Origin of the sequence: Paenibacillus sp. BK720, assembly GCF_011761545.1 — a bacterium.
Taxonomy (GTDB): Bacteria; Bacillota; Bacilli; order Paenibacillales; family Paenibacillaceae; genus Pristimantibacillus.
In genome coordinates, this window is the sequence record NZ_JAASRQ010000001.1 from 1,096,441 (window position 1) to 1,110,990 (window position 14,550).

Below are 14,550 nucleotides of genomic sequence, written 5' to 3' on the forward strand. Positions count from 1 at the left end.
TTAACCGATAAGGACCTTTCTGCTCTTGCAGCAAGGTCTTTTTTTCCAATTGACCCTATCGTCATTCTACCGGAGAGGACAACATAAGGCATATGAATGAAGAGCGACGCCAGATTATCGTCAGAGAGATTGAGCACTGGAGCAGAAGCAAATTGCTGCCGGATCAATACTGTGATTTTCTGCTTAACTTGTATATGGATCATGATCAGGAAACAAAGCGAGAATCCAATCATTCGATCGCCAAAGCGGTAATGGCCGTACAACGAGCTTCCGGCAAGCATTGGCTCCTTACATTTGGTTTTTTTACCTTAATTTCCTTTGTTGTGCTTTATTTTAACGTTTTTCACCCCCTATTGCAAATTGGGGTTTCGGCCGTTGGCGTCATTGGATTGTTAGGGTTTGGCGCGCGTTTGAGGCGCCGCCACGAGCCCGCAGGTCTTGCCGTAACCGGTGCAGGCATGCTATTGATGCTTGGTGCAGGCCTATACATATTGGATCAGCATGAGATGACGGATTGGGGCTGGAAGGCAGGGATGCTTGGTTTATGCGCGCTGTTCTGGGTGGTGTACGGAATTGCGGCAAGAATCCAGCTGCTGCATCTTTGCGGCTGGCTTGCGGGAATAATGGTATATGCATGGCTGCTGGCCAAGTTTACTAGCGCTCCGGAGTGGTATGAATCGCAGCTTTACTGGATGCCGCTCTCGATTCTGTTCGGCTGGGCATGCTGGTTTGTTCACCGTTGGTCCAAGCAAGCAGCCTTGGTTTTATTTGCGGCATGCGCGATCTTATGGTTTATGCCGGAGTTATACGAAATGATTGCATGGAACGAGCCGGTTATGCTGCAGCTGCAGCTTCAATTGCTGCTGAAGATTGCCGCTGGCGGCGGGTTGTTGTTCTTTATGCGAAAACAATGGATGGTGTGGGTTGCTTAATGTTGAAATTATCGAGACGTCTGCAAAGAATCGCAGACTTTGTAACGCCGGGCTCGCGCGTAGCGGACATCGGTTCCGATCATGCGCTGCTACCGGTCTATTTGATTCAGTCGGGACGAGTGCCGTCTGCTATTGCAGGCGAACTGAATCCCGGTCCGTTCGAAGCGGCACGCAAGCAAGCGGCGGATGCCGGCCTTACCGGCAAGCTGCAGGTAAGGCGCGGGGACGGTTTATCCGTTCTGCAACCGGGCGAAGCCGACACGGTAACGATTGCGGGAATGGGCGGCAGCTTGATGAGCGGCATTCTGGAAGAGGGTTATTCCGCCGGGAAGCTGGACGGCGTCAAGGAGCTTGTTCTTCAGCCTAATATCGGCGAGGAATTTGTGCGAGGCTGGCTGCTCAAGCGAGGATGGTTCCTTGCGGAAGAATCCATTTTGGAAGAAGACGATAAAATTTACGAAGTACTGCATGCCTTCAAGTATGATGAGGCGGAATGGAAGAAACGAAATACGGAGATATATGATGCCTCTTTTCTTACGCTCCCGGCTTATCAGGAGAAGGGGGCAGCGATTTTGGAGAAGATGGGACCGCATCTCCTTCGTGCTCCGCAGGAGGTCTTTTTCAAGAAATGGCGCTTGGAGCTTGATAAGCTTCGCAAGATTGTAGCTCAGATGTCCCAATCCGATCTGGAGCAGGCAGAGCAGAAGAAACAGCAGTTCCTAGAAGAAATGAATGTAATCGAGGAGGTGCTTCAATGTTTGCAAACGGGCAGACCGTCGTCCAAATAATGGAGCAGCTGGCACCAAAGCATTATGCGGTCGAGAATGACAAAATCGGGCTGCAGCTTGGGACGTTAAATAAGGAGATCCAGAAAATCGTTGTAGCTCTGGATGTGACGGACGAAGTCGTCGAGGAAGCCATTGCCGCCGGAGCGGAGCTAATCATCGCGCATCATGCCATCATCTACCGGCCTTTGGCGAAGCTGGATACGTCTACTCCGGCAGGCAGGCTTTACGAGAAGCTAATTAAGAATGAAATCGCGGTCTATATATCGCATACCAATCTGGATGTGGCTGACGGCGGCATCAACGACTGGATGGCCGATCTGGTTGGCATTAAGGCGGAAGGCCGCCAATGTCTTGAAGAGGTGCATACGGATAAGCTGTATAAGCTGGTTGTATTTGTCCCGGAGGATCAGCATGAAAAGGTGCTTCAAGCGATGTTTAATGCCGGCGCAGGCCATATCGGCGACTACAGCCACTGCAGCTTTAATATCGAAGGAACCGGAACCTTCTTGCCTGGGGAAGGCACGAATCCGTTTATCGGCAAGCCGGGGCAATTGGAAAAAGCGAAGGAAATCCGCATTGAAACGATTGTTCCGCACAGCGTTCACCGCAAGGTTGTTCAGGCTATGCTGAAGGCTCATCCTTACGAAGAAGTCGTCTATGACCTGTATTCGGTTGATCTGAAGGGCAGATCCTTTGGCCTTGGACGCAGCGGCAAGCTTGAGCAGCCAGTTACCCTAGGAGAACTGGCCCTGAAGGTAAAGGAAGTATTCGAGGTTCCTTATGTTCGCGTGGTTGGCGATCCGAACAGAGTTATTAAGAAAGCAGCCGTATTAGGCGGCTCAGGGGGGCGTTATGCCCGTCATGCGCAATTTGCCGGTGCGGATGTTCTTATCACGGGGGACGTCGATTACCATTCCGCTCACGATGCGCTTGCAGACGGTCTTTCGATCATAGATCCTGGCCATAATGTCGAGAAGATTATGAAGCAGCGCGTAGCCGATTGGCTTAATCAGCAGCTTGCCGAACGGAAATACGAAACAAAGGCTGTTCCTTCAACCATTAATACGGAACCTTTCCGGTTTGTGTAGCAATTGGGACTATAAAACAGGTTGAGGTTTTGTAAAATACCCTGTATACTTATTCGTGCATCGGAAAGTTTGACAGACAATCGCTGGCGGCCTTGTTGCCGCGAGAGGAAAGTCCGGGCTCCACAGGGCAGGGTGCTGGATAACGTCCAGTCAGCGCGAGCTGAAGGATAGTGCCACAGAAATGGACCGCCGATGGCCGGCTTACGCCGGCACAGGCAAGGGTGGAACCGTGGTGTAAGAGACCACGAGGAGTATGGGTGACTATATTCCTGGTAAACCCCACTTGGAGCAAGACCGAGAGAACGTAGCAGCCTAGAGCTGCAGCCTTAGCCCGAGGCTCGTTCGGGTTGGTTGCTTGAGCTGTTTAGCAATGAACAGCCTAGATAGATGATTGTCGCTTCGCTGTGGGAGGGTCGTTCCCGTTAATACCACTTGAAGTACAGAACCCGGCTTACGGCAAACTTTCCGCAACGGACAACAAATTACGCCTCCTGGCATTCGCCGGGAGGCTTTTTTGTTGCTTGCTTGCGGAAAGTTTAGGTGGTTGGCTCGTAGGGGACGGTGTGTCTCTCGCTTCGCAAGAGATACCCTTTCCCTTCTCAATCGAACAACCGAGGTCGCCTCATAAGGCTTTGCCGCCTGCCGCTCGGTAAAGATTCGTTCGTATTGGGGAACAATCTGGCGATGTTGTACGAAATGCACGATATTTCAAGGTAGCAGCAAAAGGAGGCAGATATATTGCAGAAAATGCAGGATATCTCGCCCGGGAAGGCTTCAAATATGCATGCTTGGCGAAATATACTGCATTTCATACAGCATAAGTCCGATTCCAGGTTCAAGAAAGCTTATTATACTGTATTTTGTGCAAAGTGAGCAGATTGTCGTCACCCGAAAAGAAAAGCATCCTCGGCGAAATGGCAGAGGATGCTTTCCGTTTTTGTAGAATTGAACGGCGGGAGTCCACAGCGGCTGGAAGAAGATACTGTCCGCAACGAGCCATCTGCTACGCAAACGTTGGTCTTAATCCGCTTTATAGCGCCGGCTAATCGCCTCCAGGCGGCGTTCGGTTTGGCTTGGAAAGTTCTGAAGGGCGGTCGTATAGTTCGATGCCGACTTCAGAGCTTTGTCTACGTCGATCAGGCCGTAGCCGTAATAGTTATCTTTGCCTTTGTCGCCAAGATCAATGGCGGATTTGCGCATGATGTCCATAACCTCTTCATTGTTGAGGTCAGGGTTAATCGAGCGAATCAATCCGGCTAATGCCGCAACATGAGGGCTCGCCATTGAAGTGCCCGACAACGCCGCGTACTGGCTGCCCGGATACGTGCTGGCGATGCTGTCGCCAGGCGCCGCTACGTCAATGTAATCGCCATAGTTCGAGAACGAGGCTTTATTTTTACCCGCGTCCGTTGCCGCGACTGCAAACACTTCCGGATATGCAGCCGGGTATCCAGGACGGTCCGTATTATCATTGCCGCTTGCCGCAACCATCACGACGTCATGATCGTAAGCATACTTAATCGCATCGTGAAGAAACTCGGCTTGCGCATAGTTGCCTAAACTCATGTTAATGACTTTGGCGCCGTGATCCGTGGCCCAGATAATGCCTTGCGCTACGGAATAGGTCGAGCCTGCGCCGCTGCTATCGAGCACTTTAACCGGCATAATTTTATTATACCAGGAGATGCCTGCTACACCCTCGCCATTGTTGACGGTAGCGCCAATGATGCCCGCCACATGGGTGCCGTGACCAACGTCGTCATTTGGAGCGGCGTTTGAATCCACGATATTTGTGCCGTTAAGCAGCTTGCCCTTCAAATCGGGATGATCGGCTTGGACGCCGGTATCCAGAATCGCTACGATAACCTTGTCGTTGCCTTTCGATAAGCCCCAGCCCTTTTCGGTTTCGATGGAAGGCAGGTTCCACTGGTATTGGGAGTACAGGGCATCGTTAGGGGTAATAATATCCGCCGAGTCACCAGCTGTTTCGTTTGTCAGGTAGAGATAGTGAGGCTCAACGTATTCGGTTTTCCAGGATTTCTGGAAATAATGAACCATTTTATCCGCATCCATGTTCTTCGAACGGAATACGTAGGTATCGCCAATACGCTGAATTTTCTCGGCATTGATTTTTTGCTTGATTTGTTCTAATTGCTTGTTGGTCAGCTTATCCTGAAAATGTACAACCACATCCTTGACGTGATAATGACTGGCATTACCGTTGTCTTCGCCATTACGAACCGTCGTCTCGCGGTTGGTATTGGGTTCTACCGATTCAATCCGGTAGTTGCCTTCGGCCGGGTAAGGCACAAGCCGCAAATTCCGTTTTTGATGACGTTCGACCTGCATAACGATATCTTGGTTAATGACACCAACGACGCCAATGCCGTTATTTTTGCCGCTAGGAACGCCAAGCACCATGTACCGGCTGCCGGTGTCGCTCATGAATGGCTTGGAATGATAGTGCTGGCCTGCTTTTACTTGCGCTTTTGCATCGGCCACGTATTGCGAAGCCGTTTTGTCCGGAAGCGCGCCGCGCTCAACGCTCCGGTCACCGTTGATCCAGCTGATGTAGACCATATGCTTATGCATGCTCATCATATGGGCTACTTTATCGGACTGAGCTTTCATTGCGCCTTTATTGGTATCTCCGGTCATCAGCTTGCGGAATTCCTTGCTGCACTCGGTTGTGCAGAGCAAAGCGGTTGCGTCCATATCTTTGTTTAAGGTTTTGACTTTCAGTGCCTTTTCCTGATGTGCCGAGAAATTTCTTACCTCGGACTCAGGTGCTTTCCGGTCATGAAATATATATCGCGTACCGGGTACAACAATAGCTACCAGTGCTATAATGGCGCAAAGACCAACCCATTTTTTCGCATTCATTGTTTCTTTCGTCCCTTCGTCGCTTATGCCAGCGTAGTTGCAACACTAATGGTTAGGTTGCGCATCGCATGCCTGAAAATATGCGCCGGACAATGTCTGAACCGCCAGTACCAAACCAATGTAATTTGTGGTATCATGTTGTTGATGCCTAAGTTTTTTTGTTGTAGTAGAAGAAAGGGGAACTACCTATGCCATCGACCAATGCGAAATCGCTTAGTGAAACATCGCGTACAAAGTTAAAAGATGCAATTAATCAATTGGAAACGTTTCTTAACCAGTATTCGCTGAACCAATTAATCGGCGAAGAAACCGGAGATGAAGCACAAACGTTTTACAAAGGCCTCTTGTCCGATTTGAGACATCTGTTGGTCTTCTCTGAAGTCTCTGTCGAGAAACTCGGAGTACTGCTCAGACGGCCAAATTTCGATAACGATTTTGCTGAACGCGCCTTATACGATGTTTACCATCAGTGCGTGAACGCCTTCTTCTATCCGAAGAATGAATGTTATTCGGAAGACGGCCGTTATGCTTATACCGGACAAGATGCCATCCGCTTCCGCTTCAAGCCGGTGCGCGAAGCGCGCGACATCGTTCTCAGCGTATCCAAAATTTACGAAGAGCTCCGCGACGAGCTGGCGTACTACGAGAATGATTACATGACCCAGCGCCGTATGCAGGGGCAAAAATAGGACGGAATGAATCACTTTCGATCAGGGAAACTTGATATCGGAGGTGATTTTTTTATGCCGAAAGGTGTAACCTGCAGCGTATCCAATTGTACCTTCTGGAAAGAAGGCAACAATTGCGGCGCTGATGCCATTTCCGTTGAAATCGACCAGCATGCCGACTTTAACGAAGAATTCGGAGCTGACGATCTTGGGCTTTATCATCAGGATCAAGCAACTACATCACCTGCTACTTGCTGTCACACTTTTAAGCCGAAGGAGTGATGGGAAATGGATCAACGAGGCGTAAAAATCACGGATCGTCACAAAAACGATTATCCGCAATACGAAGTCTCTGCCCCTAACGCAATGCCGGATTTAAATGGCGGTAAAGTGGAAGAATGGGCGAATGAAAATAACGTGGGCAACGTCCACGAAGAAATGGCAGCGGACTTCGCTGTTGACAGCCCAGTCTCCTATGTACCGAGGGAACAAAAAATCGAAGAAGCGGCGGATGCGGTGGAATCCGGGGGAACAGCCCTTGGATGGGTAGCGCTTGTATTTGCGGCAGCATCCTGGTTCCTGTGGCCGGTGGTGCTGGGAATCACTTCTGCCGTGCTGGGCTTTATTGCTTACCGTCAGGGAGCAAGGGCGCTCGGCGGCTGGGCGATGGCGATTGGTCTAATCGCTGTATTGCTTTCATTAGTTATTGTTCCTTTTTATTACGCGGTTACTTGAAGAAAAAGCCTCGGCCAGCAACTGGCCGGGGCTTTTTCATGAATATCCATGTTACATACGGAAAAGTATTAATGGACTGTCAATAAGTTTGGATTGCCGCTCTGCCCGATTTTACCTATAATTTATAGATGTATGGGAGGGGAACAACCAATGATTATTGATATTCAGCACGCTAACTGGGAACGCGGGGACAAGCAGGTCCTTCATGATATCAATTGGAAAGTTCAGCCTAATGAGCATTGGTGTTTGCTTGGCTTGAACGGATCCGGGAAAACAACGCTGCTCAATATGATAAACGGCTATATTTGGCCAACCAGCGGACAGCTTTCGGTCCTTGGCAAAAAATTCGGGGAATACGACTTGCGCGAGCTGCGCAAAAGCATCGGTTGGGTAAGCACCTCGCTTCAGCAAAAGCTGTACGGCAGCGAAAATGCCATCAATATCGTATTAAGCGGCAAGTTTGCTACGATTGGTCTTTACGATCATACCAATGAAGAGGACCGGGACCAGGCGCTTGCCCTGCTGACGAGTCTGGGCTGTGCCTATTTGGCCGAACGCACCTATGATACGATGTCGCAAGGCGAACGGCAGCGCGTCTTGATTGCAAGAGCGTTAATGGCAAAGCCTAAGCTTCTTATCCTTGACGAGCCATGCACGGGTCTTGACGTTTTTGCGAGAGAGCAGCTTTTGTCGATGATTCATAAGGTGGCAAAAGACGGACCCACTATTATATACGTCACGCATCATGTGGAAGAAATTCTGCCTTGCTTCACTCACACGCTGTTGATTAAGCAAGGCGAAGTATTTGCCGCGGGGGTTACCAACGAGGTTTTAACCTCAGAGCGAATGAGCCGTTTCTTTGATGTTCCGGTAGAAATCGAACGCCGTGACGGCCGGAACTGGCTGTTCGTCAAACAATCGGAGTCGCTATGGAACTCGAATTAGTTCAGCCGCAGTTCCGGCCGAATCCCGAACCGCGAAGAAAAAGGTTTCTGAACTGGCTTCGTGCACGAATAGGGATCCGGCTTGAATACGATAGTTCGCTTTGGCGTTCCGGTGCAGCAGGTCTTCTGATGTTTGGCTCCGCGGCAATTATAACCGTCGCTTTAGGCATGCCGACCGGCTTTGGCGCGGCAATCGACATTGGGGCATTTGTGCTTGCCAATGCATTAGCCTTGTTGATCGCTTCTCAGCTTATAGCCATTATCTTGTCGCTAATGTATGTGCCGGTACCGCGTTTATTCGCCGGCTTTCTGCTTTATGTCGGCTTCGAGTGTTATTATATTTTGTATTATTCGGATTTTGAAATAATAAATTCGATCGTTTGCGCCGGAATCTATACCGTAATAGGCGCTGTTGTCGGAATACTGCTTGGCTGGTTCAGCAGAAGCCGCATACGGCTGATTTCCGGCGTTGTGATTGCCGCTGTTACGGTATCCGGCGTATATATATGGATTAAAGAGCCTTTTGGCGGCGGGCATGCGGCTGCCGTATTCGCGGGAGCGGAGGAGACGGGAGGTTCCGGCGTGGCGGTTATCGACGCCGATAACCCTGGTGAGCCTGGCAGCTTCGGCTATCGTTTCTTTACTTACGGCAGCGGAACCGACAAGCAGCGCAAGGAGTATGGTAAAGGCGCTGAGCTGATCTCCGCATCCGTGAATGCTTCCGAATATATCAAAAACTGGTATTGGATGAAGGAAAGGTTCTGGGGCTTTGACGAGGAGAAGCTGCCGCTGAACGGGCGGGTATGGATGCCCGATGGGGAGGGTCCTTTTCCTCTCGTGCTGATGGTTCATGGCAATCACCTGATGGAGGATTTCTCGGATGCAGGCTATGATTATTTGGGCAAGCTGCTTGCCAGCCGCGGGTATATCGCCGTCTCGGTAGACGAGAATTTCTTGAATTACTCGACTTGGTCGGGTATCCCGGATAATGATTTTAAAGTCAGAGCATGGATGCTGCTTAAGCATATTCAACAAATTCAAACGTTTAGCGAGAAATCGGATAGCGCTTTTTACAATAAAGTGGATTTCACGAATATCGCGCTTATCGGACATTCCCGCGGCGGCCAGGCTGTAGCAATGGCAGCCGACCGGGATGCCTGGTTCGCGGGCGACCGGACGCTGGACAGTCTCGATAAGCATCAGGTTCACATCCGGACGGTAATTGCTCTAGCCCCAACGGATAAAGCCATCGATAACAAGTCGGCTAACCTGACCGACGTCAATTATCTGGTCTTGCAAGGGGCGCGTGACGGAGACGTGAACGACTTTTACGGAGACCGGCAATATATCCGGACTAGCTTTACAAAGGGTTCCGGTTACATGAAAGCGTCCGTGTATTTGTCCGAAGCGAATCACAGCCGGTTTAATACCGAGTGGGGAACGATGGACGAGCGTCCGCCTGGCGGCTTAATTCTAAGCCAGCGAGGAATGATGGAGACGGCGGAGCAGCAGCAGGCTGCCAAGGTCTATGTATCCGCGTTCTTGGAGTCGACGCTGAACCATCGGGAAGAATATATCCCGTTGCTGCAGGACTACCGCACGGGCCTCGATTGGCTGCCGGATTCCACGGCTTACGTATCCAGGTACGAGGACTCGAGCTTTGATAGGATTGCCCGGTACGACGAGGACCGAAACAAAACAACGCTGCCGAAAGGCGGCAAGCTGGAAGGGTATAACCTGAAGTCCTGGGATGAGCTGGACGTGAAGGATCGGGATCACAATAATAAAGGAACGGTGGGTGCGCAGGTCGAATGGCTGGAGGACAGCTCTTATACCTTATCCTTAGCGGAGCCATTCCCGCTTGGAAGCGCGGCCGACAATAATCAGATGTTCACCTTCTCTCTAGCCAATCTGGCTTCGCAGCTTGACCCGGACCATCAGGATTCCATTCCGCAGATTCAGATTGAGTTGATGTCAACGGAAGGAGATACGATTATTCTTCCTCTGAATGCGTATATGCCGGTTCAGCAGCCATTCGTTACGACATACACCATCATTCCCTTACTTGAGAAGACAATTAAAGGCGGGAAGTACAAGCATGACACGGAATCGGTATTCCAGACATTCCGCATGCCGCTCGGCGACTTTGCTGAAGCCGTGGATCGCAAGGACTTATCGATCAGCCGGATCACATTCCGCTTTATTGGCGGTCCTGGAAAAATCATGCTTGATGATATCGGTTTGTCCAATTGAATTCACGAGAAAAGGCTCCCGCCGGGGAGCCTTTTTAACAAGTTAATCTTCTTTGAAAGTAAGCCGCCTTGCTGCGTAAAGGAAAGGAGTGGAGAAAAGAGATACGATAAATTTAATGACATAGGTCGAGAGGAAGACCGAAAGCCATACGCTTCCTTCCAGCGTTCCGGCAAATGCAATGGTGCAGAAGATAAGGGTATCAACGAATTGGCTGATCACCGTACTGCCGTTATTGCGGATCCAAAGCTGTCCCGGAGCAGGGAATACCCGTTTTAGTACGGAATAGATCTTCACGTCGAGAAATTGGCTTACGAAATACGCGCATAAGCTTCCGAGCGCAATTTGCGGCATTAGCCCAAATATCATGTGCAGGGCATCATTGGTGTCATGGGCAAGCTCGGAGCTGTCCGGGTTAAAGACAAGCGCCATCTGCATAATGATGGTTGAGGCAATCAGCGTAAAGAAGCCGAACCATACTGCTCTTTTGGCGGCACGCTCGCCATATTTCTCGTTGAGCAGATCGGATGCCAGGTAGATGGTGCCGTACATCGTGTTGCCAAGCGTAATGACGATATCGAAGGGCATTTCGACGGTTTTGACGACTTGCACATTCGCCAGTACGGTTGCCATGCCGATCCAGGCGTAGACTCCCACGCGGCCGAACAACCGGTAAGAGATCAGAAATAAGGTAAAATGGACGAGCATAAATAGCGCGCCAAACCACAAATTAAACATATTGCCTCCCTGTAGGTCTCCATATGAAAGTATGCGATGCACGGTACTTGCAGCAGGGCATCGCAAGGTGTATGATGGATTTTCTGCCTTTGATATTATAATCGCTTGTTATCAAGGGATCAATACGGTCTGACCGAAGGATGGACAGCCGCTTCACCTTGAATTCAAGCGTTTATAAGTTTTTTCTTATAAACAGGGCTTGAATTCTCCGGATTGAAACGCGCTCTCTCGCCTAAGGATGGAACAGCCGCTTCACCTTGGCAGGCAGATTTTGCTACAATGATAAACGAACTTTTTACCGTTATACGCGTAACTACGCTTGAAGGAGAGGATTAATCATGCAGGACGAGCAGCGCATAGAGGAGCAGATGCGGATAGACCGCGTGATGCGGCTGATTCGCGGGCAGCTAGGCAAGCTGCTGCAAAGCTCCAGCGGTATGCGGGAAGATATCGTGGATATCCGCAAAAATTTCTGGGACGACGTTACGCTGAATTTCGAGGATGCGGCTGAAGCGGCGGAATCCGCCGCGAGCCTGAAGCAGCAGGCAGAGGTTCTTGCGGAGCGGGAGCATAGCCATAGACATGCATCGGAGCAGGTTAAGCTGCTTAGAAAGCTGGAGCAGAGCCCTTACTTCGGGCGGGTCGATTTTATAGAGAATGGCAGTGCGGAGGAAGAGCAAATTTACCTTGGCGTAGGCTCCCTGCTGGATGAGAGCGGTTCGAATTATTTGATTTACGACTGGCGTGCGCCGGTTTCGAGTCTCTACTATGATTATTCTCCGGGTCCGGCCCACTATGTTACGCCTGCCGGATCGATAGAGGGCCGGATGACGCTTAAACGCCAATATGTCATTCGCCGCGGGCAAATTTCCGGAATGTTCGATACCGGCGTAACCATTGGAGACGAGCTGCTGCAGGAGGTGCTCGGCAAGCATTCGGATGCCCAGATGAAAAGTATTGTAGCCACGATTCAACGGGAACAAAATCAGATCATCCGCAATGAACGGGCAAGACTGCTGATCGTTCAAGGGGCAGCCGGAAGCGGCAAAACCTCGGCGGCGCTTCAGCGCGTAGCCTACCTGTTATACCGTTACCGGGGATCGCTGCAAGCGGATCAAATCGTCTTGTTTTCCCCGAATCCGATGTTTAATAGTTATGTCGCCACGGTTCTTCCCGAGCTTGGCGAACAGAATATGCAGCAGACAACCTACCAGCAATACCTCGAACACCGTATTGGGCAATCGTTTGCGCTGGAGGACCCGTTTGCTCAGATGGAATATACGCTTGGAAGCATGGATGATCCGGATTACGAGACGCGGATCGCCTCCATTCGGCATAAGTCGGGCGCATCCTTTATGAAGGTGATTGAGCGTTATGTAGATACGCTTGGAGAATCCGGTTTATTATTTAAAGCCATCAAATTCCGGGGACGGAAGCTGATTGCCGCGGAAGCTATTGAAGAGCATTTTTACAGCTTGGACAAAAGTTTCACGATTCCGAACCGGTTCAAGATGACGGCTGACTGGCTGCTGAAGGAGCTGACCCGGCTAAGCAAGGCGGAACGGAAGAAGCAGTGGGTGGAAGACGAAATGGAGCTGCTGGACAAAGAGGCCTACATCCATGCGTTTAACGAATTGAGCCGCATGGAACGTTATACCTCGGACTCCTTTGATGATTTTGACCGCGAAAAAGACGTACTGGCTACCATGATCGTCCAGGAAAGATTCAAACGTTTGCGGAGCCGCGTGAAGAAGCTAAGATTTGTCGACACGCAGACTTTATACCTGCGAATGTATGAGAGCGAGCACGCTCCTTGGCTTGTCGAAGAAAGTCGGAATGATTGGGAAGCGATCCGCAAGCTTACCGTAGACACGCTTAACCGTGGAATACTTACCTACGAAGACGCAACGCCTTACTTATATATGAAGGATTTAATTGAAGGCTTCCAAACCAATACATCGGTAAGGCATCTGTTTATCGATGAAGCGCAGGACTACTCGCCGTTCCAGTTCTACTATTTAAAAAGAGTTTTCCCCATGGCGAAAATGACGGCGCTTGGCGACCTGAACCAGTCAATCTTTGCGCATGCCGCTTTGGGGAACGGATTTGATCCGCTTGGAGAGCTGTACAGCAAGGAAGAGACTGAGACCATAGTACTGACCCGCAGCTATCGTTCGACAAAGCCGATTGTCGAATTTACGAGCAGGATGATTGAAGGCGGAAGTCGAATCGTGCCGTTTAATCGCAACGGCGATGAGCCGACGGTATCGGTTGCTTCGGACGAATCGGAGCTGCACGGGATGATTTCGGAGCGTATCCGACTTCTGCGAGAAGAAGGCGCGAATTCGATTGCGGTCATTTGCAAGACGGCAGGGGAAAGCAGGATGGCTTACGAGGCATTGGAACCGAATTGTCCCGGAATGCGGCTGATCGAAAAAGAGACGGTAACCTTCGAGAACGGTACCGTCGTTATTCCGTCTTATTTGGCTAAAGGCGTGGAGTTTGATGCCGTTATTCTGTACAACGCTTCAAGCAGCGTTTACGGCAGAGAGAGTGAGCGCAAGCTATTCTATACGGCATGCACGCGAGCCATGCATGAGCTGCATCTCTACTACCTCTCGGAACCGACGCCATTCTTGACGCAAGCTTTGCTTAAAAAATAAGTCAGCGATTACCGGCCGTTGCGGACTTCCGGCCAGATATCGCTGACTGCTACCTGCAGCTCTCCTGCGATAAGCTCAGCCGTTAACCGGTTGGGCTTTTGTATATGTCCATTTCGCAGCTTGGAGATGGTCTGCAAGGAAATGTTCGTTGCGGCAGCCATCTGGTTGGCGCTGATATCCCGTTTGGCCATCCACATCTTAAGCCGTTTGGAAGAGTCGTAGACTTGCTTAATTGCCGTTAAAGGCTCTTCGTGCGCGTATCCGCTCTTATCCTCGTAGATGATCAGCGCATATCTGGCGTCATCCTGATCGGATACGGTTAAAGCCCGGAATTCCAGATGCACCGCAATTTCTTCTTGCTTGGCGGATGTCAGGACGGTCTCCTGCGTAAAATGCAGGCTGATGTCGCATGGCAAATAGTTCGCAATTAGCAGCTCAAGGGACATTCCCTTCAGCTGCTCTTGTGTATATCCGGAAAGCCTGCAGAAGGCTTCATTCGTTTCGTGAATCGTTGTTTCTGCCTTCGATACTCGGACAAGCGTCATAGGCTGATCAAGTATTTGGAAGATTTGATAAAATGCTGTCAAAGCTGCTCCTCCCTTAATTCCAAGCGCGCCAATGCACAAAATCGAGTATAAGCTTTACGCTTGTACTATACAATAGCTTTACTATATTTAACAAAATCGTCAAGAATAAATGCAGTTTGGTTTAATAAATTAAACTTGCTGGCATGAAACGGTTCAATCATGCGGAAGCTGGCATTTCTATGACAAAAAGGTAGAGTGTTAAGCTAACAGCGAGTTTTGTATGAATCTATGTTCTCGGGTAATATAAGAAAACGCAGGTTTGAAACATAGGGGG

General features: G+C 50.1%; 12 protein-coding genes and 1 other RNA gene. 10 read left to right on the forward strand and 3 right to left on the reverse strand.

The window, feature by feature from the left end:
• Window positions 1–92 precede the first annotated feature (92 nt).
• The 4 genes from FHT67_RS04750 to rnpB all read left to right on the forward strand — a co-directional run bounded on the left by FHT67_RS04750 (window position 93) and on the right by rnpB (window position 3,277).
• Window positions 93–932 carry a hypothetical protein gene (locus FHT67_RS04750; RefSeq protein WP_132304412.1) on the forward strand — a complete coding sequence of 280 codons (840 nt, stop codon included), beginning with the start codon at window positions 93–95 and terminating at the stop codon, window positions 930–932.
• Window positions 932–1,720 (forward strand): tRNA (adenine(22)-N(1))-methyltransferase, encoded by a 789-nt coding sequence (locus FHT67_RS04755; RefSeq protein WP_167196118.1) that lies wholly within the window; start codon window positions 932–934, stop codon window positions 1,718–1,720. Before FHT67_RS04750 ends, FHT67_RS04755 begins: the two co-directional genes overlap by 1 nt.
• On the forward strand, window positions 1,687–2,808 hold the full coding sequence (locus tag FHT67_RS04760; protein WP_167196121.1) for a Nif3-like dinuclear metal center hexameric protein: 1,122 nt from the start codon (window positions 1,687–1,689) through the stop codon (window positions 2,806–2,808). Before FHT67_RS04755 ends, FHT67_RS04760 begins: the two co-directional genes overlap by 34 nt.
• Window positions 2,809–2,872: 64 nt before the next feature.
• Window positions 2,873–3,277, forward strand: an RNA gene (rnpB, locus tag FHT67_RS04765) — RNase P RNA component class A.
• Between the two features lie 551 nt (window positions 3,278–3,828).
• Here rnpB and FHT67_RS04770 read toward each other — a convergent pair.
• A complete protein-coding gene (locus FHT67_RS04770) occupies window positions 3,829–5,691 on the reverse strand; it encodes a S8 family peptidase (RefSeq protein WP_132304418.1) in 1,863 nt (620 codons plus the stop codon).
• 188 nt (window positions 5,692–5,879) lie between these two features.
• Between FHT67_RS04770 and FHT67_RS04775 the strand changes: the two genes are divergently transcribed.
• The 5 genes from FHT67_RS04775 (at window position 5,880) to FHT67_RS04795 (ending at window position 10,291) form a co-directional block, all read left to right on the forward strand.
• Complete coding sequence (locus FHT67_RS04775; RefSeq protein ID WP_132304420.1) at window positions 5,880–6,380, forward strand: YpuI family protein; 501 nt, start codon at window positions 5,880–5,882, stop codon at window positions 6,378–6,380.
• A 54-nt stretch (window positions 6,381–6,434) separates the two neighbouring features.
• A complete protein-coding gene (locus FHT67_RS04780; RefSeq protein WP_132304422.1) occupies window positions 6,435–6,641 on the forward strand; it encodes a DUF1540 domain-containing protein in 207 nt (68 codons plus the stop codon).
• Window positions 6,642–6,647: 6 nt separating this feature from the next.
• The gene (locus tag FHT67_RS04785; protein WP_132304424.1) at window positions 6,648–7,094 is read left to right on the forward strand and encodes a DUF4190 domain-containing protein; all 447 of its coding nucleotides are present in this window, start codon (window positions 6,648–6,650) and stop codon (window positions 7,092–7,094) included.
• Between the two features lie 150 nt (window positions 7,095–7,244).
• Window positions 7,245–8,039 (forward strand): ABC transporter ATP-binding protein, encoded by a 795-nt coding sequence (locus FHT67_RS04790; RefSeq protein ID WP_167196124.1) that lies wholly within the window; start codon window positions 7,245–7,247, stop codon window positions 8,037–8,039.
• Complete coding sequence (locus FHT67_RS04795; RefSeq protein ID WP_167196127.1) at window positions 8,024–10,291, forward strand: alpha/beta hydrolase family protein; 2,268 nt, start codon at window positions 8,024–8,026, stop codon at window positions 10,289–10,291. Before FHT67_RS04790 ends, FHT67_RS04795 begins: the two co-directional genes overlap by 16 nt.
• 42 nt (window positions 10,292–10,333) lie before the next feature.
• Here the strand turns inward: FHT67_RS04795 and FHT67_RS04800 are convergent, their stop codons facing one another.
• Window positions 10,334–11,026, reverse strand: a complete 693-nt coding sequence (locus tag FHT67_RS04800; RefSeq protein WP_132304430.1) for a queuosine precursor transporter — start codon at window positions 11,024–11,026, stop codon at window positions 10,334–10,336.
• 338 nt (window positions 11,027–11,364) lie between these two features.
• On the opposite strand from FHT67_RS04800, the gene helD reads away from it, so the two are divergent.
• The gene (gene helD / locus FHT67_RS04805; RefSeq protein ID WP_167196130.1) at window positions 11,365–13,689 is read left to right on the forward strand and encodes an RNA polymerase recycling motor HelD; all 2,325 of its coding nucleotides are present in this window, start codon (window positions 11,365–11,367) and stop codon (window positions 13,687–13,689) included.
• 8 nt (window positions 13,690–13,697) lie between these two features.
• On the opposite strand, the gene FHT67_RS04810 is transcribed toward helD, so the two are convergent.
• Window positions 13,698–14,276: a helix-turn-helix domain-containing protein gene (locus FHT67_RS04810; protein WP_132304434.1), complete on the reverse strand. Its 579-nt coding sequence runs from the start codon at window positions 14,274–14,276 to the stop codon at window positions 13,698–13,700.
• Window positions 14,277–14,550: the final 274 nt, after the last annotated feature.

Coding starts and splice junctions, on each gene's coding strand:
- FHT67_RS04760 (WP_167196121.1), top strand. CDS start 1,687: ATGTTTGCAAACGGGCAGACCGTCGTCCAAATAATGGAGCAGCTGGCA.
- FHT67_RS04780 (WP_132304422.1), top strand. CDS start 6,435: ATGCCGAAAGGTGTAACCTGCAGCGTATCCAATTGTACCTTCTGGAAA.
- FHT67_RS04750 (WP_132304412.1), top strand. CDS start 93: ATGAATGAAGAGCGACGCCAGATTATCGTCAGAGAGATTGAGCACTGG.
- FHT67_RS04775 (WP_132304420.1), top strand. CDS start 5,880: ATGCCATCGACCAATGCGAAATCGCTTAGTGAAACATCGCGTACAAAG.
- FHT67_RS04755 (WP_167196118.1), top strand. CDS start 932: ATGTTGAAATTATCGAGACGTCTGCAAAGAATCGCAGACTTTGTAACG.
- FHT67_RS04800 (WP_132304430.1), bottom strand. CDS start 11,026: ATGTTTAATTTGTGGTTTGGCGCGCTATTTATGCTCGTCCATTTTACC.
- FHT67_RS04785 (WP_132304424.1), top strand. CDS start 6,648: ATGGATCAACGAGGCGTAAAAATCACGGATCGTCACAAAAACGATTAT.
- FHT67_RS04790 (WP_167196124.1), top strand. CDS start 7,245: ATGATTATTGATATTCAGCACGCTAACTGGGAACGCGGGGACAAGCAG.
- helD (WP_167196130.1), top strand. CDS start 11,365: ATGCAGGACGAGCAGCGCATAGAGGAGCAGATGCGGATAGACCGCGTG.
- FHT67_RS04795 (WP_167196127.1), top strand. CDS start 8,024: ATGGAACTCGAATTAGTTCAGCCGCAGTTCCGGCCGAATCCCGAACCG.
- FHT67_RS04770 (WP_132304418.1), bottom strand. CDS start 5,691: ATGAATGCGAAAAAATGGGTTGGTCTTTGCGCCATTATAGCACTGGTA.